General features: G+C 68.6%; 17 protein-coding genes. 12 read left to right on the top strand and 5 right to left on the bottom strand.

What is annotated here, in order from left to right; translation table 11 throughout:
* The first annotated feature begins 216 nt into the window (after nt 1-216).
* From HOV77_RS05635 to HOV77_RS05625, 3 genes are all read left to right on the top strand, one after another.
* On the top strand, nt 217-1725 hold the full coding sequence (locus HOV77_RS05635; protein WP_290858451.1) for a family 43 glycosylhydrolase: 1509 nt from the start codon (nt 217-219) through the stop codon (nt 1723-1725).
* A gap of 139 nt (nt 1726-1864) precedes the next feature.
* Nucleotides 1865-2347, top strand: a complete 483-nt coding sequence (locus HOV77_RS05630) for a YfbM family protein (protein WP_290858448.1) — start codon at nt 1865-1867, stop codon at nt 2345-2347.
* A gap of 106 nt (nt 2348-2453) precedes the next feature.
* On the top strand, nt 2454-3062 hold the full coding sequence (locus HOV77_RS05625) for a hypothetical protein (RefSeq protein ID WP_290858446.1): 609 nt from the start codon (nt 2454-2456) through the stop codon (nt 3060-3062).
* A 90-nt stretch (nt 3063-3152) separates the two neighbouring features.
* Here the strand turns inward: HOV77_RS05625 and HOV77_RS05620 are convergent, their stop codons facing one another.
* Complete coding sequence (locus HOV77_RS05620; protein ID WP_290858444.1) at nt 3153-3578, bottom strand: SRPBCC family protein; 426 nt, start codon at nt 3576-3578, stop codon at nt 3153-3155.
* Nucleotides 3579-3653: 75 nt separating this feature from the next.
* Here HOV77_RS05620 and HOV77_RS05615 point away from each other — a divergent pair, with 75 nt between their 5' ends.
* Entirely contained in the window at nt 3654-4511 is an 858-nt protein-coding gene (locus HOV77_RS05615; RefSeq protein WP_290858441.1) for a sigma-70 family RNA polymerase sigma factor, read from the top strand.
* Between the two features lie 160 nt (nt 4512-4671).
* On the opposite strand, the gene HOV77_RS05610 is transcribed toward HOV77_RS05615, so the two are convergent.
* Nucleotides 4672-5148 carry a hypothetical protein gene (locus HOV77_RS05610; RefSeq protein ID WP_290858440.1) on the bottom strand — a complete coding sequence of 159 codons (477 nt, stop codon included), beginning with the start codon at nt 5146-5148 and terminating at the stop codon, nt 4672-4674.
* 346 nt (nt 5149-5494) lie between these two features.
* Here HOV77_RS05610 and HOV77_RS05605 point away from each other — a divergent pair, with 346 nt between their 5' ends.
* On the top strand, nt 5495-6466 hold the full coding sequence (locus tag HOV77_RS05605; RefSeq protein WP_290858433.1) for an Lrp/AsnC family transcriptional regulator: 972 nt from the start codon (nt 5495-5497) through the stop codon (nt 6464-6466).
* Nucleotides 6467-6602: 136 nt separating this feature from the next.
* Nucleotides 6603-11831: a S8 family serine peptidase gene (locus tag HOV77_RS05600; RefSeq protein WP_290858429.1), complete on the top strand. Its 5229-nt coding sequence runs from the start codon at nt 6603-6605 to the stop codon at nt 11829-11831.
* A 59-nt stretch (nt 11832-11890) separates the two neighbouring features.
* Here HOV77_RS05600 and HOV77_RS05595 read toward each other — a convergent pair whose 3' ends face one another.
* Both HOV77_RS05595 and HOV77_RS05590 read right to left on the bottom strand, forming a co-directional pair.
* Nucleotides 11891-13342 (bottom strand): non-reducing end alpha-L-arabinofuranosidase family hydrolase, encoded by a 1452-nt coding sequence (locus tag HOV77_RS05595; RefSeq protein WP_290858427.1) that lies wholly within the window; start codon nt 13340-13342, stop codon nt 11891-11893.
* A 28-nt stretch (nt 13343-13370) separates the two neighbouring features.
* Nucleotides 13371-14831 carry an endo-1,4-beta-xylanase gene (locus HOV77_RS05590; protein ID WP_290858425.1) on the bottom strand — a complete coding sequence of 487 codons (1461 nt, stop codon included), beginning with the start codon at nt 14829-14831 and terminating at the stop codon, nt 13371-13373.
* A gap of 295 nt (nt 14832-15126) precedes the next feature.
* Between HOV77_RS05590 and HOV77_RS05585 the strand changes: the two genes are divergently transcribed.
* Complete coding sequence (locus HOV77_RS05585) at nt 15127-16287, top strand: hypothetical protein (RefSeq protein ID WP_290858422.1); 1161 nt, start codon at nt 15127-15129, stop codon at nt 16285-16287.
* A 1-nt stretch (nt 16288) separates the two neighbouring features.
* Here HOV77_RS05585 and HOV77_RS05580 read toward each other — a convergent pair whose 3' ends face one another.
* Complete coding sequence (locus tag HOV77_RS05580; protein WP_290858419.1) at nt 16289-17311, bottom strand: LacI family DNA-binding transcriptional regulator; 1023 nt, start codon at nt 17309-17311, stop codon at nt 16289-16291.
* Nucleotides 17312-17486: 175 nt separating this feature from the next.
* On the opposite strand from HOV77_RS05580, the gene HOV77_RS05575 reads away from it, so the two are divergent.
* The 5 genes from HOV77_RS05575 to HOV77_RS05555 all read left to right on the top strand — a co-directional run bounded on the left by HOV77_RS05575 (nt 17487) and on the right by HOV77_RS05555 (nt 25158).
* Nucleotides 17487-19448: a beta-L-arabinofuranosidase domain-containing protein gene (locus HOV77_RS05575; protein WP_290858417.1), complete on the top strand. Its 1962-nt coding sequence runs from the start codon at nt 17487-17489 to the stop codon at nt 19446-19448.
* Nucleotides 19449-19496: 48 nt separating this feature from the next.
* Entirely contained in the window at nt 19497-20777 is a 1281-nt protein-coding gene (locus tag HOV77_RS05570) for a sugar ABC transporter substrate-binding protein (protein WP_290858413.1), read from the top strand.
* A 61-nt stretch (nt 20778-20838) separates the two neighbouring features.
* Nucleotides 20839-21783 (top strand): sugar ABC transporter permease, encoded by a 945-nt coding sequence (locus tag HOV77_RS05565; RefSeq protein ID WP_290858406.1) that lies wholly within the window; start codon nt 20839-20841, stop codon nt 21781-21783.
* Between the two features lie 12 nt (nt 21784-21795).
* Nucleotides 21796-22596, top strand: a complete 801-nt coding sequence (locus tag HOV77_RS05560) for a carbohydrate ABC transporter permease (RefSeq protein WP_290858403.1) — start codon at nt 21796-21798, stop codon at nt 22594-22596.
* A gap of 81 nt (nt 22597-22677) precedes the next feature.
* Nucleotides 22678-25158 (top strand): beta-L-arabinofuranosidase domain-containing protein, encoded by a 2481-nt coding sequence (locus HOV77_RS05555; protein WP_290858400.1) that lies wholly within the window; start codon nt 22678-22680, stop codon nt 25156-25158.
* Nucleotides 25159-25187 lie beyond the last annotated feature (29 nt).

Genomic DNA, 25187 nt, shown 5'->3' with positions numbered 1-25187 from the left:
CCGCGTTGCCCCCCCGTTGATCATGAACCTAGGGTCCCGTCTGACGGCGTGTCGACGCCCCGAACCTCATGGTCAACGCGACAGATCAGTTCGATATCAGTTGATTCACTGATATAGTGGGACGACCACAGCGGTGTCCGGGTAGGCGGCCGGTTTCGGCAGCCTTTCACCGCGAGGCTGTCAGCTTCCGCCTACCCGCCCGAAGGATGTGGACCGATGCGAAGTCCCCGCCGCTTGTCCCTGCTCGCCGTACCGTTGATGGTGCTGGCGTGCCTGGGATTCCCGACGCCCGCCCAGGCGATCGTGACGTTCAGCAGCTCCGCCGTGAACCAGAACGGCGGCAACTGCATGGACGTGCCCAACGGCTCCGCCACGAATGGAGTGCAGCTGTTGCAGTACGGCTGCAACTCCGGCACCAATCAGACCTTCACCTTCACCCCGGTGTCGGGAACCACGGACCGCTACACCATCAACACCCTCAACGCCGGCAAGTGCGTCGACGTCTACGGCGCGTCCACTGCGGACAATGCCACCATCATCCAGTGGACCTGCCACAGCGGCACCAACCAGCAATGGCGCTTGACCGCCGTGACGGTAAGCGGCACCGACAAGACGTACAACGTGGTCTCGGTCAGCTCCGGCAAGTGCATCGTGCCGAGCGGCGGCTCGTCCGCCGCCAACACGGGCCTCGTCCAGCTGCCGTGCAGCACCGCCACCAGCCGGGTCTGGCGGCTCGCCGGATTCAATGGCGGCACGACGCCCACCCCGGGGACTTTCGCCAACCCGCTGAAGGCGCAAGGCCCGGACCCCTGGCTCCAGTACTACAACGGGTACTACTACCTGGCCACGACAACGTGGAACCGCACCATCACCATGCGCAAGGCGACGACCCTGCGCGGCCTGGCCAGCGCCACCGACCAGGTCATCTTCAACCTGACCAACCCCAACGGGGCCGGCACCATGTGGGCGCCCGAGTTCCATCTGCTCAACGGTCCCAACGGGCAACGCTGGTACCTGTACTACGTCGCCGGGCGCGAGCCTTACGACCTCGGCACCCAGCGTATCCACGTCCTGGAGAGCTCGGGTCTCGACCCGATGGGCCCCTACACCTTCAAGGCCGACCTGCTCGACCCGACCTCGGACAACACCTGGGAACTCGACCCGAGCATCCTGCAGCTCAACGGCAACCTCTACCTGCTGGGCACCTACTACAACGGATCCCAGCCGAACTTCATCCGCCAGCTGAGCAACCCGTGGACCGCCGCAGGCACGCGGCATCTGCTGTCCACACCCACCTACAGCTGGGAGACGGTCGGCGGCGCGGTCAACGAGGGCGCGGAAGTCCTCCAGCACGGCGGCAAGACCTTCATCGTCTTCTCCGCCAGCCACTGCTCGACCCCGGACTACAAGCTCGGCCTGCTGACCTGGAACGGCGGCGACCCGCTGAACTCGTCCTCCTGGATCAAGTCGCCGAACCCGATCTTCACCCGCAACGACGGCGCCGGCGTCTTCGGTCCCGGCCACAACGGATTCTTCAAGTCTCCCGACGGCACCGAAGACTGGGTCGTCTACCACGCCAACAGCTCCGTCTCCGGTGGCTGCGACATGAACCGGTCCACCCGGGCGCAGAAGATCTCCTGGAACGCCGACGGTACGCCGAACTTCGGCACGCCGGTCGGGCTCGGGGTGACGCTCACCGCTCCGTCGGGTGAGCCTGCTTCCTAGCCCTGCGGCCGTATGGAGCGCCTTGATCAGCGGAGGTTTCGTGGGGTTATGGCACCGCGAAACTTCCGCTGATCATGACCGGGATCAGCTTCGTGCCACAAGCGAGCGGTGGATGCCGCTCTGCGGCACGATGAGGTTCGTGAGCACGGTTCTGGAGTACGCACGGCTGCGGCCACAGGAACTTGCCGAACTGCGGCGGCTGCTGGCTACCCAGCCGCGCGCAGCCCACGCGTACGCCGCGGACCTGCGGCTGGGTGACCTCGACGAGGAGATCTCGTCGCGCGGGATCGACCTCGACAAGGCGTGGGACGGCCTGTGGTGGCTCCTGCGCAAGACGCGGCCGCCGGTCGACGTGATCGGTGGCGGCGAGCCGTTGGACGAACTTCTGCACCTGTTCCCGGTCGACGATGTGGCCACGGCGGCCCGTTTCCTGGCCAAGACACCGTTCAAGGTGCTCGCCCGGCGCTATTCGCCCGCGAAGATGTCGGCTGCCGGGGTGACGCCCGACATCTGGGGGCAGCCCGAGGCACTGTCCTACTTGGAGGAATACTACCGGCTGCTCGTCACTTTCTTCCAAGCCGCGGCGGCCGCTCGGGAGCCGATCGTCACGTGGGTGGACTGACGGCCCTCGGCGGGGCGATCGATCGGCATGGCAGAATCAGCCCGGGCCGGTATCGGCCTAGACCAGTATAGCCTTCACATCGCCGTGTCCTGGGAGTCCGAAGCTCGTGAGCGTAGAACCCTCGTCCCCGCCGGAGCAGGCCAAGGGCTCGTCCTTCTGGACGTCGCTGCCCGGTCTGCTCACCGCCGTCGCCGGCCTGCTGACCGCCCTCGTCGGCGTCGGTACCTTCATCTATCAGATCGCCGGCTCGGGCAAGGACGACTCCCCCGCCGTCGCCGGGAACTCCGCCTCGGCCAACCAGGTCACCCAGTCGCAGGGGTCCACGGGCACGTCGCCGAGTCCGAGTGCGCCGTCCGGTGGTGGAGTCGCGTACCTGTCGAAGACCACTTTGTTGTTCACGAACAACGGCGTCGACTTCGACCATGAGCCGGAGCCGATCGTGCACCCCGACGACGGCTCCGACGCCTACGACGCCGGCGGCAAGATCGCCACCAGCAGCGCCTCCCGGATCGCCGACTGGACCGAGACCGCCGATCCCACCCAGGAACAGTGCGCCGGCTTGGTCAATCGCGAGGGCCATGACACCGGCGGGAAGGCACCCACGTACTACAAGGGCGCGCGGTTCTGTATGCGTACCGATCCAGGGAAGATCGTGTTCATCAAGTTCGTCAGCGGAACGAAGATGGAAGTGACCGTCTGGCCCCCGCACGCATGATCGTGTCAGGCGGCCGATGCGGCGGCGCTAGCAGAATACGCCGTGTCCTGCGCCGCGCCGGTCTGCGTCCATAAATGGCTACGGTGGCGGCTATGGGCTCTGTTCGAGAAGGCGCTTGAGGTTGGCGTAGCTGACCGGGGCTCCCCTGGCGGCCTGCCGGCGCACCAGAGGGATCAACGCCGTGCCGACGCCGTGACCGTCGAAATCGAGGGTGAACGTCACCCGCGATCGGGTGCCCTCGTCGAGCGGTTCGACTTCGATCGAAGCGTGCGCCCGAACCGGGCCGTCCACACCCCGCACAGCGAAGCTACATGGCGGCTCGTTGCGGGTGACCTCCTGCGTCATGGCCCGCTTCGCGCCGGCGAACCGCCGGGTCGTCACGAAGGTGCTCACGCCGGTCATGCGTACGCCGACCACGTCACGCTGCCAATCGGCATACCGGTGCGGGTCGGTGGCAACGGCGAAGACCTTGTCCGGCGGGCAGTCGATCTCGATCGTGGATACGAGAGCAGACATCAGTTCCTCCTTGTTACCTTGACGGGCCGTCGGGCGTCACCATGGAAGACGGGCACCGGGCACGGAAGGTAACGCGTGGATCTGTCCGAGGAATTCAGCACGCACCGCGAACATCTGCGTGCGGTGGCGTACCGGATATTGGGGTCGGCCAGCGACGTCGACGACGCGCTCCAGGAGGCGTGGCTGCGTCTTGCCCGGGCCGATGGCGGCGACGTGCGCAATGCCCGTGCCTGGCTGACCACCGTGGTCGCGCGGATCTGCCTGGACATGCTGCGAGCACGCGCCACCCATGCCGAGGTCTCCCTCGACGCGGCCATGCCGGCTGACGTGCCCGGTCCGGAGCAGGAAGTCACGCTGGCCGACACCGTTGGCGAGGCCCTCATGGTCGTCCTGAACAAGCTGTCCCCGGCCGAGCGGCTGGCCTTCGTGTTGCATGACCTGTTCGTGGTGCCGTTCGCGGAGGTCGCGCAGATTCTGGACCGCTCGATACCGGCCACCAAGATGCTGGCCAGCCGGGCACGCCACCGCGTGCGCCACCCTGCGCCGTCGGACACCGATCTGGCCGGGCGGGTCAGGGTCGTCGAGGCGTTTCTTGCCGCCTCCCGCAACGGCGACTACCAGGATCTACTAGACCTGCTCGACCCGGAGGTCACCGCACGCGCCGACGCCACAGCAGCACCGAACAACGTGCCCGTAACGGTGCGCGGTCCCGACTCGGTAGCACGGCATGCGCTGGCATTCTCCCACCAAGCCGCCTACGCCCATATCGCGCTGATCGACGGCGAACCCGCAATCGAGGTGGCCCCGGGCGGGCGACTGGCATTGATCCTGCTCCTAACCGTCACCGCCGACGAAAGAATCTTGCACATCGACATAGTGGCCGATCCGCAAAGGCTGGCCAGACTCGCCCCAGCAACCGACAGGCGCGGCTGATCAGTCACCGCCGACGTTGCCTGTTGCCACAGACGGCCAGTACCAAAATGTCCGATTCCCGGCTCGCGGTCCATCGGGCCCGCGCGGCCGACGGAGTCCACCCGGGCGGTTGCTGCCCGTGATCGGGCAGCAACCGCCGATATCCCAGGTCATCTGGCTACTAGATCGTGGGTGAGCCGTGTAGCTCCCAGGCTTGTGTGCCGAGACCGTCGCCGACGAGGTCGTAGTAGACGACACCGTCGGCGGACCATCCACCCACCACCGTGGAAGAGAACTCGTCGGTGGAGACGATCCAGCCCCACGCTGAAGCGGACTCGTCATTGATCTCGTAGCCCATGCTGTCTGCGGTGCTTTCGATGGGATCGTCGTTGTGTTCGAGCCGGACGTTGAGCGTGGCATCGTAGACGATGTCCGGAGTGCCTGACTTCTTGCCCATGGAGATGTCGGCATAGGCGCGCAACGTGCTCGAGCCGATCCGTTGCACGCACAGGTTGATCGTTACCGTGCGCTGCGTGGTGCCCCGCTTGAAGGTCTTCGTGTTCGGATAGCACTGGGTGCCGGCGGCAGCGATGCCGTGACTGTCCGGTGCGGCGACTGCGGGTGCCGCGAGTCCGGCGGCGAGGATCGCGCTCACCACGGATAGGAACGTGACGTGCTTCATGTTCACGGTTTCGCCTTACGTCGAGGGAGGTCATAGGAGATCAGGCCTAGATCTTCAGGCATCGAAACACGTGGGTATCCGCGTGTCGACATAGGACGGCGTTCGGAGATGTTCGAAGTCGTTCGGGCGGAGGCCGGCCCGGGGAAAGGCCCCCGTGCCGCGCTGGCGACTGTCCCGGTAGCGACTCACGTTCTGCGAGGAGCTGGACACCACCAAGCCAGGTGGGATGCCCGCCTTCCATGTCGCGATCGCGATGCTCTCGCCCGTCGTGGTGCGGTGGAGCGGGGCCCACCGAGCCACTGGCAGCGGCTAGCCTGTCGCGATGATCACCTCTGACGGGCCGCTGGACGCGGTCGGTGTCTCGGCGGCCGCCGTACGCGTCTATCGCGCGATGCTGCGGTCGCCGGGTCGTCCGGTCGACGGCGGGTTGGCCGAGGAGGTCGGGATACCCGGAGCGCGGCTGGCCGAGTTGGTCGGTGAGCTGATCGATGCCGAGTTGGTGGAACTCGGCGACGGTGGTCATCGGGCTCGCGATCCCAAAGTCGGGATCGCCGCCTTGGTCCGGGGTCGGCAGGAGGCGTTGGAGCACGCCCTGCAGACGGCGTCCGCGCTGGCCGCCGAGTACGCCGAAGGCATCGCCCGCGGCGAGCCGAGCCGGTTGGCCGAAGTCGTCGACGGCGAACGGGCGGCCGTCGACATGATGATGGAGTTGGTCGGGTCGGCGACTCGGGAGGTGGCGGTGCTGGACGCGCCGCCGTACGTGGATCACGACGCGTCGGCGAAGGCTGAGGAGTCGGCCTTCGCGCGGAACATCCGCAACCGGGCCATCTACGCGACGGCCGCGTTGGAATTGCCGGGCCGGTACGACGTGATCATGGCGGCGATCCGCTCGGGTGAGCAGGCCCGGACCGTGGCGGACGTTCCGTTGAAGCTGATCGTCGTCGACGGCGAACGGGCGCTGCTGCCGCTGTCGGTGCGGGAGGGCCGCATCCACAGCGTCATCGTGGTGCATCCGTCGTTGCTCGCCTCGGCGCTGGCGGCGTTGTTCGAGTCGTTGTGGGAGCGGGCTGCGCCGTTGCGTACGGACGCCTCGGGGCTGCCCGACGACCTCGATGACATCGACCGGGCGCTGCTGACGCTGCTCGGCTCGGGACTCAAGGACGAGGCGATGGCCCGGCAGCTCGGCGTCAGCGCGCGTACGCTCGGGCGGCGGATCACCCGCCTCTTGGATCGGCTGAGTGCGACGAGCCGGTTCCAGGCGGGCATTCAAGCCAGTCGACGGGGCTGGGTCTGACCGTCCTATCAGGGAACTGGCCGACACCGGTCATTGGCGGGGATCGGCCATCCCAGCCCCTAGCGGATCTTCCCGCCGAGGGCGAATAGTCCCACCATGCCGCGAACCCCCCAGCGGCCGGGAAGGGACACTCCTCATGTCACGAAAGCTCCTACGGCGATGGGCGTTGCCGGTCGCCGTAGCCCTGCTCACGACGGCCGGCGCGGTCGCGTCCGGGTCCATACCGGCGACCGCCGCCGCCTCGACCGCCACCGTCGACCCGGCCGTCCAGGCCGACCTCGCCGCCGACGGCCAGGCCACGTTCCTGGTACGCCTCAAGGGTTCCGCCGACCTCTCGGACGCCCAGGCCGAGCGTACGCACGCCGGCAAGGCGAAGGCGGCGTACCGGGCGCTGACCGAGCACGCCGACAACAGCCAGAAGGGACTGCGGGAGCAGCTGGACAAGGCGAAGGCCAAGTACACGGCGTTCTGGATCACCGACGAAGTCCGCGTGACCGGAGACGCGGACGTCCTCGCGGCGATCGCGGCCCGGCCCGACGTCGAGTCGATCACCGCTGAGAAGGTCTTCCAGCTGCCCGACACCGCCGCCGTGGACGCGACCGCGAGCACCACCGCCGTCGAGTGGGGCATCGACCGCATCCGGGCGCCGCAGGTGTGGAGCGAGTACGGCACGACCGGTGAGGGCGTCGTCGTGGCGAGCATCGACTCCGGCGTGCAGTTCGACCACCCGGCGCTCGCCGGTGCGTACCGTGGCACGCTCGGCGGCGGCCGCTACTCGCACGACTACAACTGGTACGACCCGGCCGGGATCTGCCCGACCGTCGCGCCCTGCGACAACGCCGGTCACGGCACCCACACCATGGGCACGATGGTCGGAGCGGGCGGCATCGGCGTCGCACCCGGCGCGAAGTGGATCGCCGCCAAGGGTTGCGAGACCGACTCCTGCTCGGAGTCGTCGCTGCTGCTCGCAGGCCAGTGGATTCTCGCGCCGACCGACAGCACCGGGGCCAACCCCCGGCCCGACCTCGCCCCGAACATCGTCAACAACTCGTGGGGCGGCGGGCAGAACGACCTCTGGTACGCCGACATGATCGCCGCGTGGCGGGCGGCCGGGATCTTCCCCGTGTTCTCCGCCGGCAACAGCGGGCCGGCCTGTGGCACCGCGAACTCGCCGGGTGACAACGCGGACGCGTACGCCGTCGGCTCGTTCACCTCGACGAACGCGATTTCCAGCTTCTCCAGCCGGGGCCCGTCGGTCGCCGGGCTGGCCAAGCCGAACATCGCCGCCCCCGGCTCCAACATCCGGTCGGCGTACCCGGGCAACGGCTACACCGCGATGAACGGCACCTCGATGGCCGCGCCGCATGTGGCGGGCGCCATCGCGTTGCTGTGGTCGGCTGCGCCGTCGCTGGTCGGTGACCTCACGCAGACGCAACAGCTGCTCGACTCGACGGCGATCGACACCGCCAACCTCACCTGTGGCGGCACCGCCGCGAAGAACAACGTGTTCGGCGAGGGCCGCCTCGACGTGTACGCCGCGGTCACCGCCGCGCCACGCCGGGAGGTCGGCACCGCGACGGGCACCGTCACCGACCCGGCCACGGGCAGCCCGCTGACGGGTGTCACCGTCACCGCGACGTCCAACGGGACCACGCGCTCGGTGCGTACGCTGGCCGACGGTTCCTATCTCATCTACCTGCCCGCCGGTGAGTACACGGTTTCGGCGCACCTCTACGGCCGGGTGGACGCCCAGGCCACCGGAGTCGCCATCACCGCCAACACGGCGACCCGCCGGGACTTCGCCCTCGCCGCCGCGCCGTCGCACGCGCTGTCGGGCCGGGTCTACGACGTCCTCGGCCGTCCGCTCGCCGGAGCCGCCGTACGCGTGGCGAACACCCCGCTCGACGAGGCGACCACCGACGCCGACGGCCGGTACGCCTTCGCCGCCGTGGCGGAGGGCGCGTACGACGTCGTGGCGAGCCCGGCCGCGCCGGTGCTCTGCAACGCGCCCATGTCGCGGTCGCTGACCGTCGGCGCGGACGCATCGCTCGACTTCGCGCTGCCCAACCGCAGCGACCGCTACGGCTACACCTGCACACCGTCGCGTGTGGACTGGATCGACGCGCACGACCGGCTGCCGCTGAAGGGCGACGAGGACGTCACCGCCGTCACGCTGCCGTTCCCGGTGACCTTCTACGGCGTCGAGCGGAAGACGGCGTACGTGACGACCAACGGGCTCGTCAACTTCGCCGAGCCCCGGCTGGGCGACTACAACAACACGATCCTGCCCGGCTTGGGCAACCCGAACGGTGTCATCGCGGCGTTCTGGGACGACCTGATCATCGACGACCGGGCCAAGGTGCAGACCGCGCTGCTCGGGCGGACCGGGGATCGCCGGTTCGTCGTCGAGTGGGACGACGCGCTGCTCGCGTCCGATGGGCGTACTCGGGTCAGCGCCGAGGTCGTGTTCGCCGAGAACGGCGACATCACCCTGCAGTACCACCAGGTCGGCGGGTCCGCCGCCGCCCGGGGTGGTGGGGCGACGATCGGTCTGGAGAACGTCGCGGGCACCGACGGGCTGCGTTACGCGTATAACGAGGTAGTCCTGAAGGGCGACCAGGCGATCACCTTCACCGCCCCGCTCGGCGCGACCACCGTGACGGACGCGACGGACCCGACCGGCCCGAGCGAGGCCGAGGTGGCCGCGGCGGCCCGGCGTCTGGACGCGACCGAGACCACCGCCGAGACCTCTGCGGCGACCGAGGCGACGGCCGCGACCACGACCACCGGCATGAAGGCAACCGGACTGGTCGAGACGGTGCGCGGGACCGCGGTGACCAGCGCGCTGCCCGGCGGTGACCTGCTCGTCGTGCACAGCAGCGGCTCGGTCGCGCGGATGACCGCGGCCGGCGAGACCGTCTGGCGGCGCGGCACCATGTCCATGCACGCCGACTGGCAGGCCAAGCCGGTCCGGCCCTGGCAGGTCGCGCCCAACGTCTCGCGCATCTTCCTCGGTTACGGTCCGCTCTCCACGATCGATTCCAAGTCGTACGCCGTAGGCGACCTGACCGGCGACGGAATCCCCGAGGTGGCGTTCCTCGCGCAGGTCGGAGTGACGCCGTATCGGCCGATCACCGTGCCCGGATCGAGCCTGAACACCGGCACCTTCCTGACCGTCCTGAACGGACAGACCGGGGCGACCACCTGGTCGACTCTGCTGCCGGACGCCTACCAGGTGGCGATCTCCGACGGCACACTCGTCGCGACGGTGATCGCCGGGACGAACACGCAGACTCCGGCCGCGCAGAAGACCGAACTGCACGGCTGGCGGTTCACCGCCGGAATGGCCGTGGATCGTGAGTGGACGGTCTCGACCGGCTCGCGGACGGCGGTCTTCTCGACGCTGGAGACGGCCGGACCGGGTCAGGTCGCGGCGGCGTGGATCGAGTCGTACCGCGGAGCCACCGTGGTCAGTCACACGGTGCTGGTCGACAGCGCCACCGGCGCGGTCCGGTGGGATGTGGCCAACCCGGCATTCGCCCGGTTCCTGCGGCTGGACGCCGGCCGCAATCGGCTGGTGGCGCTAGAGCAGCTGGTCGGCACCCAAGACGCGTACGCCGTCAGTGGCCAGTACGACCTGGCCACCTACGACCTGGCGAACGGCGCTCGGACCCTGCGCAGCAGCCGGGTCAACGCGTTGCCGACCAACATCGTGGTCGCCGACGTCGCCGGATCGGCCGCACCGGAGTACGTCGTCAACGAGACGTTCTTCGACACAACGATGGCCGCCAATACCACTCAAACGCGAGCGGTGGACGGCGACGACGGCTCCACGCAGCTGTGGGCGCGGACGGTCAAGCGGACGGCGTCGGCCGGTGACGGCCCGATCTCGCTGGGCCTGACCACCTCCGGGCGTACGGTGATCGCCGGGCAGTGGGAGCCGAAGAAGCTCGGCACCGCGAGCAACCGGACCGGTGACCGGTTCACCTCGATCATCGCGATGGACGGCCCGAACGGCGGCGTGCGGTGGAGCGCCACCGGCGACGTCGGCCAGCCGCTCGTGCTGACCGCGCAAAACGGTCAGGTCGTGGGGATCGCGCAGAACCAGACGCTCTACCGGTACGCCGCCGGTGGCGGTCAGGTCGCGCAGACCACGCCGCTGCTGGGTGACCTGTCGGCGGCGGTGGCCACCGACGTCAACGGCGACGGGGTCAGCGACCTCATCGTCGGCGGCGAATCCCGGGGCGTCTTCGCACTCGACGGCGCTTCGCTCGGCACCTCTCCGGCTTCAGCGGAGAACCCCAAGGTGCTGTGGCGGCAGGTGACTGCGGGTGCGGTGCACCAGCTGCAGCTCGCCGACGTCACCGGGGACGGCGTACCGGAGGTCGTCGTTGCGGCGACGGACGCCGCTCAGGTGCTCGATCCGCGCACCGGCGGCGTGCGTACGACGATCGGCGGGGACTACGTCTGGACGGTCACCACGGCCGACCTCGACGGCAAGGCCGGTGCCGAACTCGTCGTGCCGACCGACGCGCTGCGGGCGTACGCCGGTGACGGCACCCGCCTGTGGACCCAGCGTCCGGCTGACGGCGTACGCCTCTCGAACGCGGTCGTCGCGGACGGGGCGGTGATCGCCACCTACAACACCGCCGACAGCATTCAGCTCGCCAGCTCGGCGGTCGGCGCGATTGCAGTGAAGGCGGACACCGGTGACGTCCGGTGGTCGACCACTCCGTCCGGAGCGGACGGCCGAACGATCAAGGGCGCTCAGCTCTGGCAGGGTGTCGCCGCCGCGCCGACGCTGACCCTCGCCGAAGGGCGTACGGTGGCGCTCACCTGGCTGACCGCGCCACCTGGGTCACTCGTCGGGCCGACTCAGGTCGACCTGGTGGACGCCCGGAACGGCGGCGTGGTGAAGACGTTCACCGACGGTGGCACCTTCACCCATCACGCGTGGGCGTCCGGCCCGGCCGGGTTGCTGCAGTTCCGCAACGCGGCGTTCACCCTCGTCGCGCCCGACGGCACGGTGTATCACCGCAACCAACTGCCCATGCCGTACTCGGGCGGCTTCGCCCGCGGCGTCGGCGGGCAGTCTTTGGTGGTATCCGGCAACGAATCCGACGTGACCGGCTGGGACGTCTCGATCCTGACCGGCCCGGCGAGCTACCCGAGCCCACTGATCAGCGACGCGACCTACACCACCGGCGTGGCCGTGATCATCGACCTCGACGGTGACGGCGTGGACGAGGTGATCGGCCTGAACCAGGACATGATCGGACTCGACACGGTCACCGAGATGTCTGGCGGCGGACTCTACCTGTCAGGCAACGAGCCGCACGGAATGGCGGTGTACAAGCTGTCCTGATCCGGTAGTCACGGGGCCGCACCCTCGGGGGGTGCGGCCCCGTTCCATTGCGGTCTCTCCTACCGCTGAAGGGTCAGGACGCCCGGCCGATACGGGAGCAGCCCGTAGTCACCGCCGGAACTGGGCGACCGTCCCTGGTACAGCAGCTGAAGGTTGCAGGGATCGATCGTCATCGTCTGATCGGCGGTGCTGCGGACCAGATCGCCGTGGCTGATGTCGTTGGTCCAGGTCGCGCCGCTGTTCGCCTTGCCCGCGAAGGGATTGGCCTCGGTGGCCGCTTGCGGCGTCCACGATCCGCCCAGGCTGGTAGCCGTGAACGAGCGGAAGTACCGGCCGTTGTTCCCCATCGCCTCGACGATCATGAGGTACTGGTTCTGCCCCTTGACCTTGTAGACCTGCGGCGCTTCGAAGAGGTTGGCCGTCGTGTCGCTCATGATGGTCGTGTACGAGCTGCCGAAGCTGCCCGGGAAGTTGCCGATCGGCATGCTGGCTCGGTAGATCTTGCCGTTGTCGCCGGCGAAGAACAGGTACATCGTGGTGTCGTCGGCGATGAGCGTCTGGTCGATCGGCCCGGTGCCCGATCCGGTGATGCTTCCCGAGAAGAGCGGCTGCGCCGCTGACCAGCCGTTGGCGTTGGTGGGATCGCTCGACGTCCGATAGGAGAAGGCCGTCGCACCCCACTGGTAGGTGAGCACCCAGATGTTCTTGGGGGCGAAGTAGAACAGCGTCGGCGCGACGGTGCCCGAGGACATCCCGTTCTGGCTGGCCGTAGCCAGGTCCGACCAGTTGGTGACGAGGCTGAAGTTCATCGAGCCCCAGCTGCTTCCGGTGTCATGCGTAGTCGCGTACACCAGGTGCTTGCCGTTGTAGGGCACCGTCGTGAAGTCCTTGAGCGAGACCCAGCCCGACTTCGGGTTCGCGAGCGAACCCGTCGAGGTCCAGCGGTAGGTCGACGGCAGGCTGCAGGTCGGCGGTGGAGTGCTCGTCGGCGTCGAACTCGGACTCGAGCTGGGGCTCGAACTCGGGCTGGAGCTCGGCGTCGACGTCGGGGTGGAGGTCGGCGTACCGGACCCCGTCGGCGACGGGTTCGTGCCGCCGGTGCAGGTGACGCCGTTGAGCGCGAACGACGCCGGCACCGGGTTGCTGGAGTTGTTCCAGCTTCCGTTGAACCCGAAGCTCGCCGTGCCGTTGGTGGGGATGCCGCCGTTCCAGTCGGCGTTGGTCACGGTGACCTGCGAACCCGACTGGGTGTAGGAGCCGCTCCACAGCTGGGTCACCGTCTGCCCGGCGGTGAACGACCAGGTGAGCCGCCAGCCGTTCACCGCGTCGCCGAGGTTGGTGATCGTCACGTTCGCACCGAAGCCGCTCGGCCACTGGTTGGTGATCGCGTACGCGACCTGGCAGCCGGCCGCCGCTGATGCGGAGGTCGCGACGGCCACTCCGGCCGCGGCCACTGTGACGGCCGCCGTGGTGGCGATGATCAGTCGATGTGGGAGTCTGAGCGAAGTCATGTCAGTCCTTTGTGGTCAATACCCGGGATCAGGCCGCAGAGCAGCTGAGGGACGGCACGGAATTGGTCGCGTTCCAGCTGCCGAGGAAACCGAACTGGGTGTTCGCGCCGGCCGCCAGCGAGCCGTTGTAGCTCACGTTCCGGGCGGTCACGGCCGCGCCGCTGCTGGTGATGTCGGTGCTCCAGAACTGGGTGACCGTCTGGCCGTTGGCGAACTGCCAGGTCACGGTCCACGAGGTGATCGCCGACGATCCGGCGGTCACGGTCACGGCCGCCTGGAAGCCGCCCTGCCATTGATTCGTGATGGCGTACGCCGCCGAACAGGACTTCCCCGGTCCGGGCGTCGAAGCGCTCGGGCTGGCACTGGCGCTCGAACTCGGGCTGGCGCTCGGGCTGGAACTCGGACTGCGGCTCGCCGACGCCGAAGCGGAGGGACTGGTGGACGTACCGCTGCCCAGCGCGGTGAGGACCGCGTCGTAGGCCGCCTTCTTGTTCCCGTTGTTGTCGAACAGCAGCGGGTTCTGCCCGGTACGCCAGGAGTCGCTGTCCCGGATGCCCCACACCGTGATCCCCGTGCAGCGGGACACGTTCATGCAGGCCTTGACGGTGTTCGCGTATGCGGTTGCGGAGGCTCCGGCGATGTCCAGCTCGGTGAGCTGCACGTCCACCCCGAGCGCGGCGAAGTTCGACAGCGTCGTCTGGAAACTCGACGGCGGTCCGCCGGTGCCGAAGTGGCTCTGGAAGCCGACGCAGTCGATCGGTACGCCCCGCGACTTGAAGTCGCGCACCATCGAGTAGACGCCTTGAGTCTTGGCGTCGGACCAGTTCTCGATGTTGTAGTCGTTGTAGCAGAGCTTGGCGGCCGGATCGGCCGCCCGGGCGGTGCGGAACGCCTCCTCGATGAACCCGTTGCCGAGGAGGTTCTGGAACACCGAGCTGCGGTGCTGCGTCGACCCGTCGGCGAACGCCTCGTTGACGACGTCCCAGGCGTAGATCTTGCCCTTGAAGTGGGTCATCACCGTCGTGATGTGGTTGTTCATCACGCTACGCAGGGTGTTGGCGTCGGTGATCGAGCTGACCCAGGACGGCAGTTGCTGATGCCACACCGTGGTGTGACCGCGCATGCGCTGGTTGTGCGACAAGGCGTGATTGACGATCTGATCCGCCGAGCCGAAGCTGAAGTTTCCGCGGGACGGCTCGGTGGCGTCCCACTTCATCTCGTTCTCCGGCGTGATCATGTTGAACTCGCGGTCGAGGATGGACGAGTAGGTCGTGTCGCTGAGCTTGAAAGCTGCGACGGCGGTGCCGAAGTAGCGGCCGGACTGCGCCGCCTGGGCGCCGAGGGTGCTGGCCGCCTGGGCGAGGCCGGGGCCGAAGACGGCGGCGGCGAGAACGGCCAGTCCAGCGGCGGCCGACGAGATCGCGATCAAGCGGGTTCTCCGGGAAGCACGGGGCTTGCCGAAGGTGCTGCGGGCAGCATGGAGTCCCATGGGTGCTCCTTGAGGGTTCGGGCGTCGATCTGGGCGGATCGGGCGCCCGGGACCGGTCACAGTGGATCGATCCCGCCGTGGATGTTCGTGCGGAGGGGGACGGGGCTGCGGCCGCTTCGTGGGCGACCCACGGCCATGGATGTTAACGTTCACATTGAACGTATCGACGACATTGCCACAAGCTTTCGACAACTTCAAGTGCTGTCGACAGATCGGTATCGATACCGATATCGCGGCCGCCCCGGCGTACGAACCGACTAGACGTGAAGCCACTCGGCATGGCATCTCTTAACGCGTGGCATCCGGCGTACTGCAACGGCTCCGCGCTGACGGAGCACCACTGACTCGCGACGTGGTCCTCAACGCGTCGGGCACCCTCGCCATGCTCGTCGGCGGCTGGCTGATCGCCGCCGATCGTGGACTGGCACACCTTCCCCGTTCCACCGGCATCGCCGCCATCGCAGTGACGGTCGCCGTCGTCAGCGCCATCGGGGCGGCCGTCCTCATCACCTGGTGGGAGAGCGACCCTCTGCTGGGCAAGCTGCGCGACCTCGGCGTCAACGTCGTCGCGAACCTGTTCGCCGCCGCCTTGGTCTGGCTGCTCCTGCTGGTCACCGGCCGAATCGGGCCGGGTCCGGAGATGGTCATCGCGGCCGCGCTGATCTTGGCGCTCCCCCTGCTGATCTGGTTCAAGTTCGCTCGCGACGTCGGCGTCAATCTACTGAGCACCGTCGTCGTGCTGAGCGGTTCGTGGCTGATCGCCGTGGCGGACGGCTCGGTGGCGAGCAGCCTGCCGATAACCGTCGCGGCGGTGGCGGGCGTGCTTCTTCCGGCCGCCGCACTGGCCGTCTTGGTGACGGTCGACGTCCGGGCCTCCCGACGGCACGCGGATCGCACCGCGCGGCTCGCCCGGACCATCTCCATCGAACTCGCTGCGAACCTGGTCGCGGCGGCGGCGGTCGCCTTGGCCCTGGCCGCCTTCGGCCTCCTGCGGATCGACGTCGCGGTCGCCTTCCTCGCGATGCAGTTCCTGATGCTTCCCGTCATGATCCTTCTACCGGAGGCGGCAGACGAGGTCGAGTACCAGAGCGGCCACGGCGTGTACTCGGTGCTGGCCCGCGGCCTCTACGGGCTGTTGTACCTGCTGCTCCTCGCGATTGTGATGGCCTTCCCCTACTCGTTGTGGAAACTGCTCGGCAAACCGGATCTACGCTGTTTCGCACTGGTCGTCGTCCTCGGGTTCATCCAGCTCTGCCGCGTCACCTCGCGCCGGCGTAAGGAGCTCGGCGAAAAGGACCCTCGGTACCTGCGCCTCAGAGGCGCCGCAGAGCTGACCTTCATACCCGTGTGGACTACAGCGGGGCTCGCCGTCGCCTCCATCATCGGCTCGCCGGACACGCCCGGCTGGCTCCGGGAAACCCTGAAATTCATCGTGGTCATGATTTCCGCGATCTAGATCAGGCCGGCGCGGGACCGGTCGACTCGCGTACGACGAGACGGCAGGGCTGCCGGAGCACCCCGGTGGTCGGCTTGCCGTCGAGGGCGGCGAACAGATGCCGGACGGCGGTCGCGCCGAGCTGTTCCAGATTCAAGTCCACTGTGGTCAACGGCGGCCGGCAGTCGGCCGCCAGGACCTCCCAGTTGTCGTAGCCGACCACGGCGACGTCGTCCGGAACGCGGCGGTCCATCTCCTGCAGCACTTGCAGAGCGCCCACGGCGATCTGGTCGTTGCCGCAGAACAAGGCGTCGGTCTCCGGATGCGCGGTCAGCAATTGCCGGGTGGCGTGCCGACCCCAGCGCTGGGACCACTCGCCGTAGAGCGGCTCGCCGCCCACCAGACTCAGACCGTGCTCGGCGAGCACGGCCCGGGCGCCGGTCACCCGGTCCCGGGCGGCGCGGTAGGTCTCCGGTCCCGTGATGTGCCCGATGCGGCGGCGGCGCTGGGCGATCAGGTGCTCCACGACCAGGCGCGCGCCGCCCTCGTCGTCGGCCAGCAGCGACAGGTCGTCGGGATCGGTCGACTGGCCGTAGACGTACACGACCGGGACCGGGATCTCCCGGCCCAGCGACGGGGTCACGTCGTTGCTGTCGCCGACCACGATGAACCCGTCGACCTGGCGTGCGACCAGCGTACGGATGTAGTGCCGGCGGCGGATGGCATCGCCGCGGGCGTCGCAGAGCAGCACCGACATCTGTTCGTTGCCGAGGGCGTTCTCCGCGCCCAGCAGGATGGGGATGGAGAACCGGCCGGCGAGCTCGTCGGTGAGCAGTCCGATGGTCCGCGTACGCCCCGAGATCAGCCCGCGCGCCAGCACGTTCGGCTGGAACGCCAACTGCTCGGCGGCCTGCAGTACGCGTTGCCTCGTGTCCGGCGCGACTTCGCCCTTGGCGTTGAGCGCCTTGGATGCGGTGGCGACCGAGACGCCCGCCAGCTGCGCCACGTCGGTGAGGGTCACCTGTTGCGACCGCCGTCTGCCCATCGAAAGCCTTTCGAATTGATTTCGACGTTGCGGTCAGCGTAACGACGTTGTCAATCCCTGTGATCGCTCGATGTGCCGTTATCAGTTCGTAACGCGGGGGACGTATTGCCGAAAAGGTTTTCGGCGCGCATCGTGTCCTACACACCTGACCGCCGAAGACGCCAAGGAGGCCACGATGACGGTGACGGCCCGCCCCGCCGACCTCACGGGAGGGCGGCCTGTCGTGCCGTCACGCGGCGCGCTGCGCCCGCTCGGCCTGGCCGAGGTGCGGATCACCGGGGGCTTCTGGAGCCGGCGGCAGCACCTGATCGGCAGTGCGACGCTCGACCACGGTCGAGTGTGGATGGACAAGCTCGGCTGGACGGGATCGTTCCTGCGCGACGGGGACGCCAACGCCGACCGCCGGGGCCGGGAGTTCACCGACTCCGAGGTGTACAAGCTCGTCGAGGCGATGTCCTGGGAGAACGGACGGCAGCCGACGCCCGGCCGCGACCGCGAGATCGCCGAGCTGACGACCTTGTTCGCGGGGGCTCAGGCCGCCGACGGCTACCTGCACACCGCGTTCGGCGGCCCCGGGCAGCGCGCCCGCTACAGCGACCTGTCCTGGGGGCACGAGCTCTACTGCACCGGGCACCTCCTGCAGGCGGCCGTGGCGCGGACGCGTACGACCGGCGGGGACGATCTGCTGACCGTCGCTCAGCGGGCCGCCGACCACGTCTGCGAGACCTTCGGCCCGGACGGTCCGGCCGTCGTGTGTGGACACCCCGAGATCGAGCCGGCCCTGGCCGAGCTCGCCCGGGTCACCAGCGAGCAGCGATACCTGGACCAGGCTGCGTTGTTCCTGCGCCGCCGGGGCCACCGCAGCCTGCCGCCGCATCAGTTCGGCTGGTCCTACTTCAGCGACGACGTGCCGATCCGGCAGGCGCACACCTTCCGCGGTCACGCCGTCCGCGCGCTCTACCTCGCCGCCGGCGCGGTGGACGTGGCGGTCGAGACCGGCGACGACGACCTGCTGGGCGCGATCATCGAGCAGTTCGACCACACGCTGGCCCGGCGTACGTATCTGACGGGCGGCATGGGCTCGCGGCACGAAGACGAGGCCTTCGGCGACGACTTCGTCCTGCCGTCGGACCGCGCCTACTCCGAGACCTGCGCCGGCGTCGCCACCGTCATGCTCGCCTGGCGGCTGCTGCTCGCCACCGGCCGGTCCCGGTACGCCGACGTCATCGAACGCGTGCTGTACAACGTGGTCGCGACCTCGCTGGGCGACGACGGCCGGTCCTTCTTCTACGCCAACACGCTGCATCAGCGTACGCCGACCGCGGTGGTGCCGGACGACCAGGAACAACTCGGCTTCGGCGGCGGTCCCCGCGCGCCCTGGTTCGAGGTGTCCTGCTGCCTCGGCAACACCGCGCGGCTGATCGCCAGCCTGTCGGCGTACTTCGCCGCGGCCACCGACGACGAAGTGCACCTCCTGCAATACGGCGACGCCGAGGTGCGTACGCGGTTGGCCGACGGGCGGCCGGTGGGACTCTCGGTGACGACCGCGTACCCGGACAGCGGGGGCGTCCGGATCCGGGTCACCGAGACCTCCGGCGGCGAATGGGGGGTGGGCCTGCGGCTGCCGAACTGGGCCGGTAGCGGGGCCACCCTCACGGTCAACGGAGTTCCGCAGCCCGTATCGGGCGATGCTGTCGGTTCAGTAGGCCGCGTGGTCGTCCGGCGGCAGTTCCGGGCGGGCGACGAGATCGTCCTCTGGCTGCCGATCCACCCCCGGTTCACGCACCCCGACCCTCGCATCGACGCCGTGCGCGACTGTGTCGCGGTCGAACGCGGCCCGATCGTCCTGTGCGCCGAGTCGCTCGACGCGCAGCTCGACCTGGACCGGGTGCGGGTCGACACCGCCGTTCTCCCGGCGGACTACGCCGCCGTCTCCCCGGCGGAGCACGAGAAGAACCCCGAGCAGAGCACGGTCTCCGTCTCCGCCGTGCTCGAACAGACCGCTCCCGCCGCGTGGCCCTACGGCGACGCGGCGGCGGGCGGAGCCCGGACCCCGACGACGCTGCGACTGATTCCCTATCACCGCTGGGGCCGCCAGGGACCGGCCACGATGCGGATCTGGCTGCCCAAGACCTGACCGACCCCGGCCGCCCGAGCCGCTGTATCCCGAATCGAAGGAGAGATCGTGAGATCATTGAGAGCCCCGGCCGCCGTGGCGGTCGCGGTCCTGCTGACCGCCGTCCTCGGGGCGTGCAGCGATGACAAGGCGACCGGCGGGGACTCCACCGCCGGCGTCGACGACGGCGCACAGCTGACGCTGTGGACGCGGGCCGCCACCGAGTCGGTGTCCAAGGCGTACGCCGACGCGTACAACGCCGGTCACAAGAACAAGGTGACCGTGACGGCGTACCCGAACGAGGAGTACCCGGCGAAGCTGGCCTCGGCGGCCGGCGCCAAGGCGCTGCCCGACCTGTTCGCCACCGACGTCGTCTTCGCGCCGCAGTACGCCTCGCAGGGGCTGTGGGCCGACATCACCGACCGGTTCAACGCCAGCGGGGTGAAGGACAAGGTCTCCCCCGGCCACGTCCGCGCCGGCACCTGGGAAGGCAAGACCTACGCCGTGCCGCACACCGTCGACATGTCGGTCATGCTCTACAACAAGGACCTGTACGCCAAGGCCGGGCTCGACCCGGAGAAGCCGCCGACGACTCTGAAGGAGTTCGCCGAGCAGGCTCGGAAGATCGACAAGCTGGGCGGGGACGTCAACGGCACCTACTTCGGCGGGAACTGCGGCGGGTGCGTCGAGTTCACCTTCTGGCCGTCGGTCTGGGCGTCCGGCGGCAACGTGCTCGACGACAAGGGCACCGCCGCGAAGATCGACTCGAAGGAGATGGCGGACGTCTTCGCCCTCTACCGTTCGCTCTACGACGAGGGCGTGGCCGCGCCGGCGTCCAAGGACGAGGCCGGTCCGACCTGGCTCGGCGCGCTCCAGAGCGGCAAGATCGGTATCGCACCCGGGCCGTCGGTGTGGCTCGGCATGATCGAGGAGAAGGGCGTGAAGATGGGCGTCGCCCCGATCACCGGCCTCGACGGCGGCGAGTCCACCTTCATCGGCGGCGACTCGATCGGCATCGGCGCGACCAGCACCAAGCAGGCGCAGGCCTGGGACTTCCTGAACTGGACGATGTCCGAGGCCGCCCAGGTCGAGGTGATCGCCAAGAACAAGGGCGTCCCGATCCGCACCGACCTCGCCTCGAACAAGTACTCCTCGGCCGACCCGCGCATCGTGACGATCAACAGCCTCGTCGCGAAGGGCAAGACGCCGTACGCGAAGAACTTCAACGCCTCGTTCAACGACCCGCAGAGCCCGTGGCTGCAAACGGTACGCGGGGCGATGTTCGGCGACGCGGCCTCCTCGCTCGCCGACGGAAACGCCGCGATCACCAAGTCGCTTCAGCAAGGCTGACCAGTCCGGCCCGGCCGTCCACACCGGACGGCCGGGTCCCGAGCCGAGTAGCGGAGAACTGATGTCCATGACGATGCAGCGCCCGGCGCCGCCGGCACAGGGACCGGCGCCGCGCCGCGCTCCCACCAACCGCCGGACCCGCACGCGGAGCCTGATCGGCGCCGCGTACGCCGCCCCCACGGCGGTCATGGTCGGGCTGTTCTTCGTGACGCCACTGCTGCTCGTCGTGTGGATGTCGCTGCACAAGTGGCCGCTGCTGGGCCAGCCGACGTTCAACCTGCCCGACAACTACGCCGGCATCGGCGACAACCAGCTCGTCGGCTCGGCTGTCTGGTTCACCCTGAAGTACACCGTGATCATGACGGTCCTGCTCTTCTCGCTGGCCCTCGGCCTGGCGCTGCTGGTGCAGAACCGCCGTCGCGGGGTGGGCTTTCTGCGTACCGCGTTCTTCCTGCCCATGGCGGTCGGGTTCGCCAGCGCGTCGCTGCTCTTCCTCGGTCTGCTCTCCGACGAGGTCGGCCCGGTGAGCGACGCGTTGCGGGCGGTCGGGCTCGTCGACGGCTACGTCTCCTGGACGTCCGGCAGCGCGAACTCCGCGCTCGGCTCGACGGTCGTGCTGGTGCTGTGGCGGTTCGCCGGCTTCAACATGCTGATCATGCTCACCGGTCTCCAGGCAATCCCGCTGGAGGTCTACGAGGCCGCGCGCATCGACGGGGCCAGCCGCTGGCAGACCTTCCGGCGCATCACGCTGCCTCTCCTGCGGCCGACGATCGCCCTGGTCCTGACGCTGATGATCACCGGTTCGATCCTCGCCTTCGACCAGTTCTGGATCCTCACCCGGGGCGGCCCCGACAACAGCACCACCTCGCTGGTGATGGTGATCTACCGGGAGGCGTTCATCCGGCTCGATCTCGGATCGGCCGCCGCGCTGTCGGTCGCCCTGCTCGCGGTCCTCGTCATCGTCAACGTCGTCCAGCTCGGCGTCCTGCGCCGGCGTTCTCACTGAGGGGGCTGACCCATGAAGATCTGGGGTAAAGCCGGGTACGGCGTGACGGGCGGCGCGCTCGCGATCCTCTTCCTGTTCCCGCTGCTGTGGAGCGGCTACGCGTCGCTGCGCACCAACAGCGGCTTCGGCCTCGAGAACTACGACCGGCTGTTCACCTCCGACAATGGCATCCGCCTGCATCACGTGGTCAACAGCTTCACGGTCAGCGCGCTCACCGTCGGGGGCACGCTGGTCGTCGCCACGCTCGGCGGGTACGCCTTCGGCCGGTTCCGCTTTCCCGGCCGGGACGCGCTGTTCCTGCTCACGCTGGCGATCCTGATGGTGCCGTACGCGACGATCCTGATCGCGCTCTACGTGCTGCTCGGCTGGCTGGGCCTGCAGGACAGCCTGATCGGGCTGAGCCTGGTGCTCATCATGTTCCAGCTGCCGTTCTCGCTGTTCATGATGCGCAACTCGTTCGAGGCGGTGCCCCGGGAACTCGAGGAGTCGGCGCAGGTCGACGGCTGCAACAGCTTCTCCACGCTGCTGCGCATCATGCTCCCGGCGGTACGCCCCGGGCTCATCACCGTCGGCCTGTTCGCCTTCCTCGCCTCGTGGAACGAATTCTTCGCCCCGCTGATCCTGCTCAACTCGACCGACAAGTTCACCACCACGCTGGCGGTGGTCAACATGCGTACCGCCAGTCACGGTTCCATCGACTACGCGGCGCTGGAGGCGGGAGTGGTCTTCATGGCCGTCCCCTGCCTGTTGTTGTTCGCGTTCATGCAACGCAGCTACGTCCGCGGGTTCGCCTCTGGCGCGTTGAAAGGCTGACCCCGCCCGATGCCGTGGCGTTCCGGGTGCGCCACGGCAACGGAAATCCCTCGTCGTTTCGCCCAACGAAAGGTGAGGCACATGCACGACTCCCCCGTCACCCGGCGTACCCTGCTCGCCACCGGCGTCGCGGCCGGTGTCGCCGCGACCACGGCACCCCTGTTCTCCGGGGATGCGGCGTACGCGGCCCGGCCCGACACCGGCGTCTCCGCGTACGCGTTCCCGCTGTCGGCCGTCACCCTGCTCGCCGGCCCCTTCTTGAACAACCAGGGCCGTACGCAGGCGTACCTGAAGTTCGTGGACGCCGACCGATTGCTGCACACCTTCCGGCTCAACTACGGGCTCTCCTCGACCGCCACCGCGTGCGGCGGCTGGGAGTCGCCGACGACCGAGCTGCGCGGCCACTCCACCGGTCATCTGCTGACCGGACTCGCCCAGTCGTACGCCAACACCGGTGACTCGGCGTTCAAGACCAAGGGCGACTACATCGTCGGCGTACTCGCCCAATGCCAGGCGCGGGCCACGACGGCCGGCTTCAACACCGGCTTCCTGTCGGCGTACCCCGAGAGCTTCATCGACCGCGTCGAGGCCCGGCAGTCCGTGTGGGCGCCCTACTACACCTTGCACAAGATCATGGCCGGGCTGTTGGACATGCACCTGCTGGCCGGCAACGCGCAAGCGCTGACGGTGCTCACCGCGATGGCGGCCTGGGTGAAGTTCCGGATGGACCGGCTCACCCAGACCCAGCGGCAGAACATGCTAGACACCGAGTTCGGCGGCATGAACGAGGTGCTGGCCAACCTGTATCAGGTCACCGGCGACGCCAACCATCTGACGACCGCCCAGTACTTCGACCACGCGGAGATCTTCGACCCGCTGGCGAGCAACACCGACGCGCTCAACGGCTATCACGCCAACACGCAGATCCCGAAGGCGATCGGCGCGATCCGCGAGTACCACGCGACCGGCACGACCCGGTACCGCGACATCGCGGTCAACTTCTGGGACATCGTGGTCGGCCACCACACCTACGTCATCGGCGGCAACTCCGACGGCGAGTACTTCAAGGCCCCGGACCGGATCGCCGGCCAGCTCTCCGACTCCACCTGCGAGGTCTGCAACTCCTACAACATGCTCAAGCTGACCCGGCAGCTGTACTTCACCAACCCGGCGCGGCTGGACTACCTCGAGTACTACGAGCGGACGCTGTGGAACCAGATGCTCGGCGAGCAGGACCCCGACTCCGCGCACGGCTTCGTCACCTACTACACGCCGTTGCGCGCCGGCGGCATCAAGACCTACAGCAACGACTACAACGACTTCACGTGCGACCACGGCACCGGCATGGAGACGCACACGAAGTTCGCCGACACGATCTACTTCCACGACAACGCGAACACCATCTTCGTCAACCTGTTCGTTGCGTCCACTGTGAACTGGGCCGCGAAGGGCGTGACGATCCGCCAGGACACCACCTTCCCGGAGTCCAACACGACGCGCCTGACCGTCACCGGGGACGCCTCCTTCACGCTGAAGCTGCGCGTACCCTCATGGGCGACCGGAGCGACGGTGACCTTGAACGGAACCGCGGTCGCGGCCACCCCCGGAACCCAGGTCGTCATCACGCGGGCCTGGACCACCGGCGACGTCGTGGCGATGACGATGCCGATGGCCTTGACCCGGTCGGCCGCGCCGGACAGCGCGACCACGCAGGCGGTGAAGATCGGGCCGATCGTGCTCGCGGGCGCTTACGGCACCAGCAACCTGTCGGCGCTGCCGACGCTGAACCCGTCGACCATCACCGCGACCTCGACGCCGTTGCAGTACATGGCGACCGCGAGCACCGGCACGGTAACGCTGCTGCCGTTCTACAAGATGCACCACCAGCGGTACACCGTGTACTGGAACGTCAGCTCGACGCAGCCGTTGCCCGAGTTCGTGGCCTGGTACAAGTTCGACGAGACCAGCGGCACCTCGGCGGCCGACGCGACCGGCAACGGCAAGACGGCGACGCTGTCCGGCGGCACCGCCTGGGTGGCCGGGCGCAGCGGCAACGCGGTGGATCTCAACGGCTCGACCGGCCATGTCACGCTGCCCTCCGGCATCCTCGCCGGTGCGGCCGCCGCGACGATCGCGACCTGGGTCCGCATCGACACGCTGACGACCTGGTCCCGGCTGTTCGACTTCGGCAGCAGCACGTCGGTCAACATGTTCCTGACTCCGCGCAGCAGCTCCGGCACCGCCCGGTTCGCCATCACGACGAGTGGTTCCGGCGGCGAGCAGCGCATCAACGCGCCCGCCGCACTGCCCACCGGTGCCTGGACGCACGTCGCGGTGACGCTCAACGGATCCGTCGGCATCCTCTACGTCAACGGCGCGGAAGTCGCCCGCAGCACGGGGCTGACCCTGACCCCGGCGAGTCTGGGCAGCACCACCGCCAACCGGATCGGCCGCTCGCAGTACGCCGACCCGTACCTCGACGGCGCGGTCGACGGACTGCGCCTCTACAGCCGTGCCCTGAGCGCGAGCGAGATCGCCGCGCTGTACACGTCGGGCACCTGAGCCCCGGCGGGCGGTGGCGGGATGTACCC

It is taken from the genome of Hamadaea sp., from assembly GCF_013362815.1.
Lineage (GTDB): Bacteria > Actinomycetota > Actinomycetes > Mycobacteriales > Micromonosporaceae > Hamadaea.
Note: the sequence above shows the minus strand (reverse complement) of the source record. Positions and strands in the feature narration are given on the sequence as shown.

Excerpts from the sequence above, each read along its gene's own strand:
- HOV77_RS05635 (WP_290858451.1), top strand. The coding sequence starts at position 217 with ATGCGAAGTCCCCGCCGCTTGTCCCTGCTCGCCGTACCGTTGATGGTG.
- HOV77_RS05620 (WP_290858444.1), bottom strand. The coding sequence starts at position 3,578 with ATGTCTGCTCTCGTATCCACGATCGAGATCGACTGCCCGCCGGACAAG.
- HOV77_RS05605 (WP_290858433.1), top strand. The coding sequence starts at position 5,495 with ATGATCACCTCTGACGGGCCGCTGGACGCGGTCGGTGTCTCGGCGGCC.
- HOV77_RS05600 (WP_290858429.1), top strand. The coding sequence starts at position 6,603 with ATGTCACGAAAGCTCCTACGGCGATGGGCGTTGCCGGTCGCCGTAGCC.
- HOV77_RS05595 (WP_290858427.1), bottom strand. The coding sequence starts at position 13,342 with ATGACTTCGCTCAGACTCCCACATCGACTGATCATCGCCACCACGGCG.
- HOV77_RS05590 (WP_290858425.1), bottom strand. The coding sequence starts at position 14,831 with ATGGGACTCCATGCTGCCCGCAGCACCTTCGGCAAGCCCCGTGCTTCC.
- HOV77_RS05580 (WP_290858419.1), bottom strand. The coding sequence starts at position 17,311 with ATGGGCAGACGGCGGTCGCAACAGGTGACCCTCACCGACGTGGCGCAG.
- HOV77_RS05575 (WP_290858417.1), top strand. The coding sequence starts at position 17,487 with ATGACGGTGACGGCCCGCCCCGCCGACCTCACGGGAGGGCGGCCTGTC.
- HOV77_RS05565 (WP_290858406.1), top strand. The coding sequence starts at position 20,839 with ATGTCCATGACGATGCAGCGCCCGGCGCCGCCGGCACAGGGACCGGCG.
- HOV77_RS05560 (WP_290858403.1), top strand. The coding sequence starts at position 21,796 with ATGAAGATCTGGGGTAAAGCCGGGTACGGCGTGACGGGCGGCGCGCTC.
- HOV77_RS05555 (WP_290858400.1), top strand. The coding sequence starts at position 22,678 with ATGCACGACTCCCCCGTCACCCGGCGTACCCTGCTCGCCACCGGCGTC.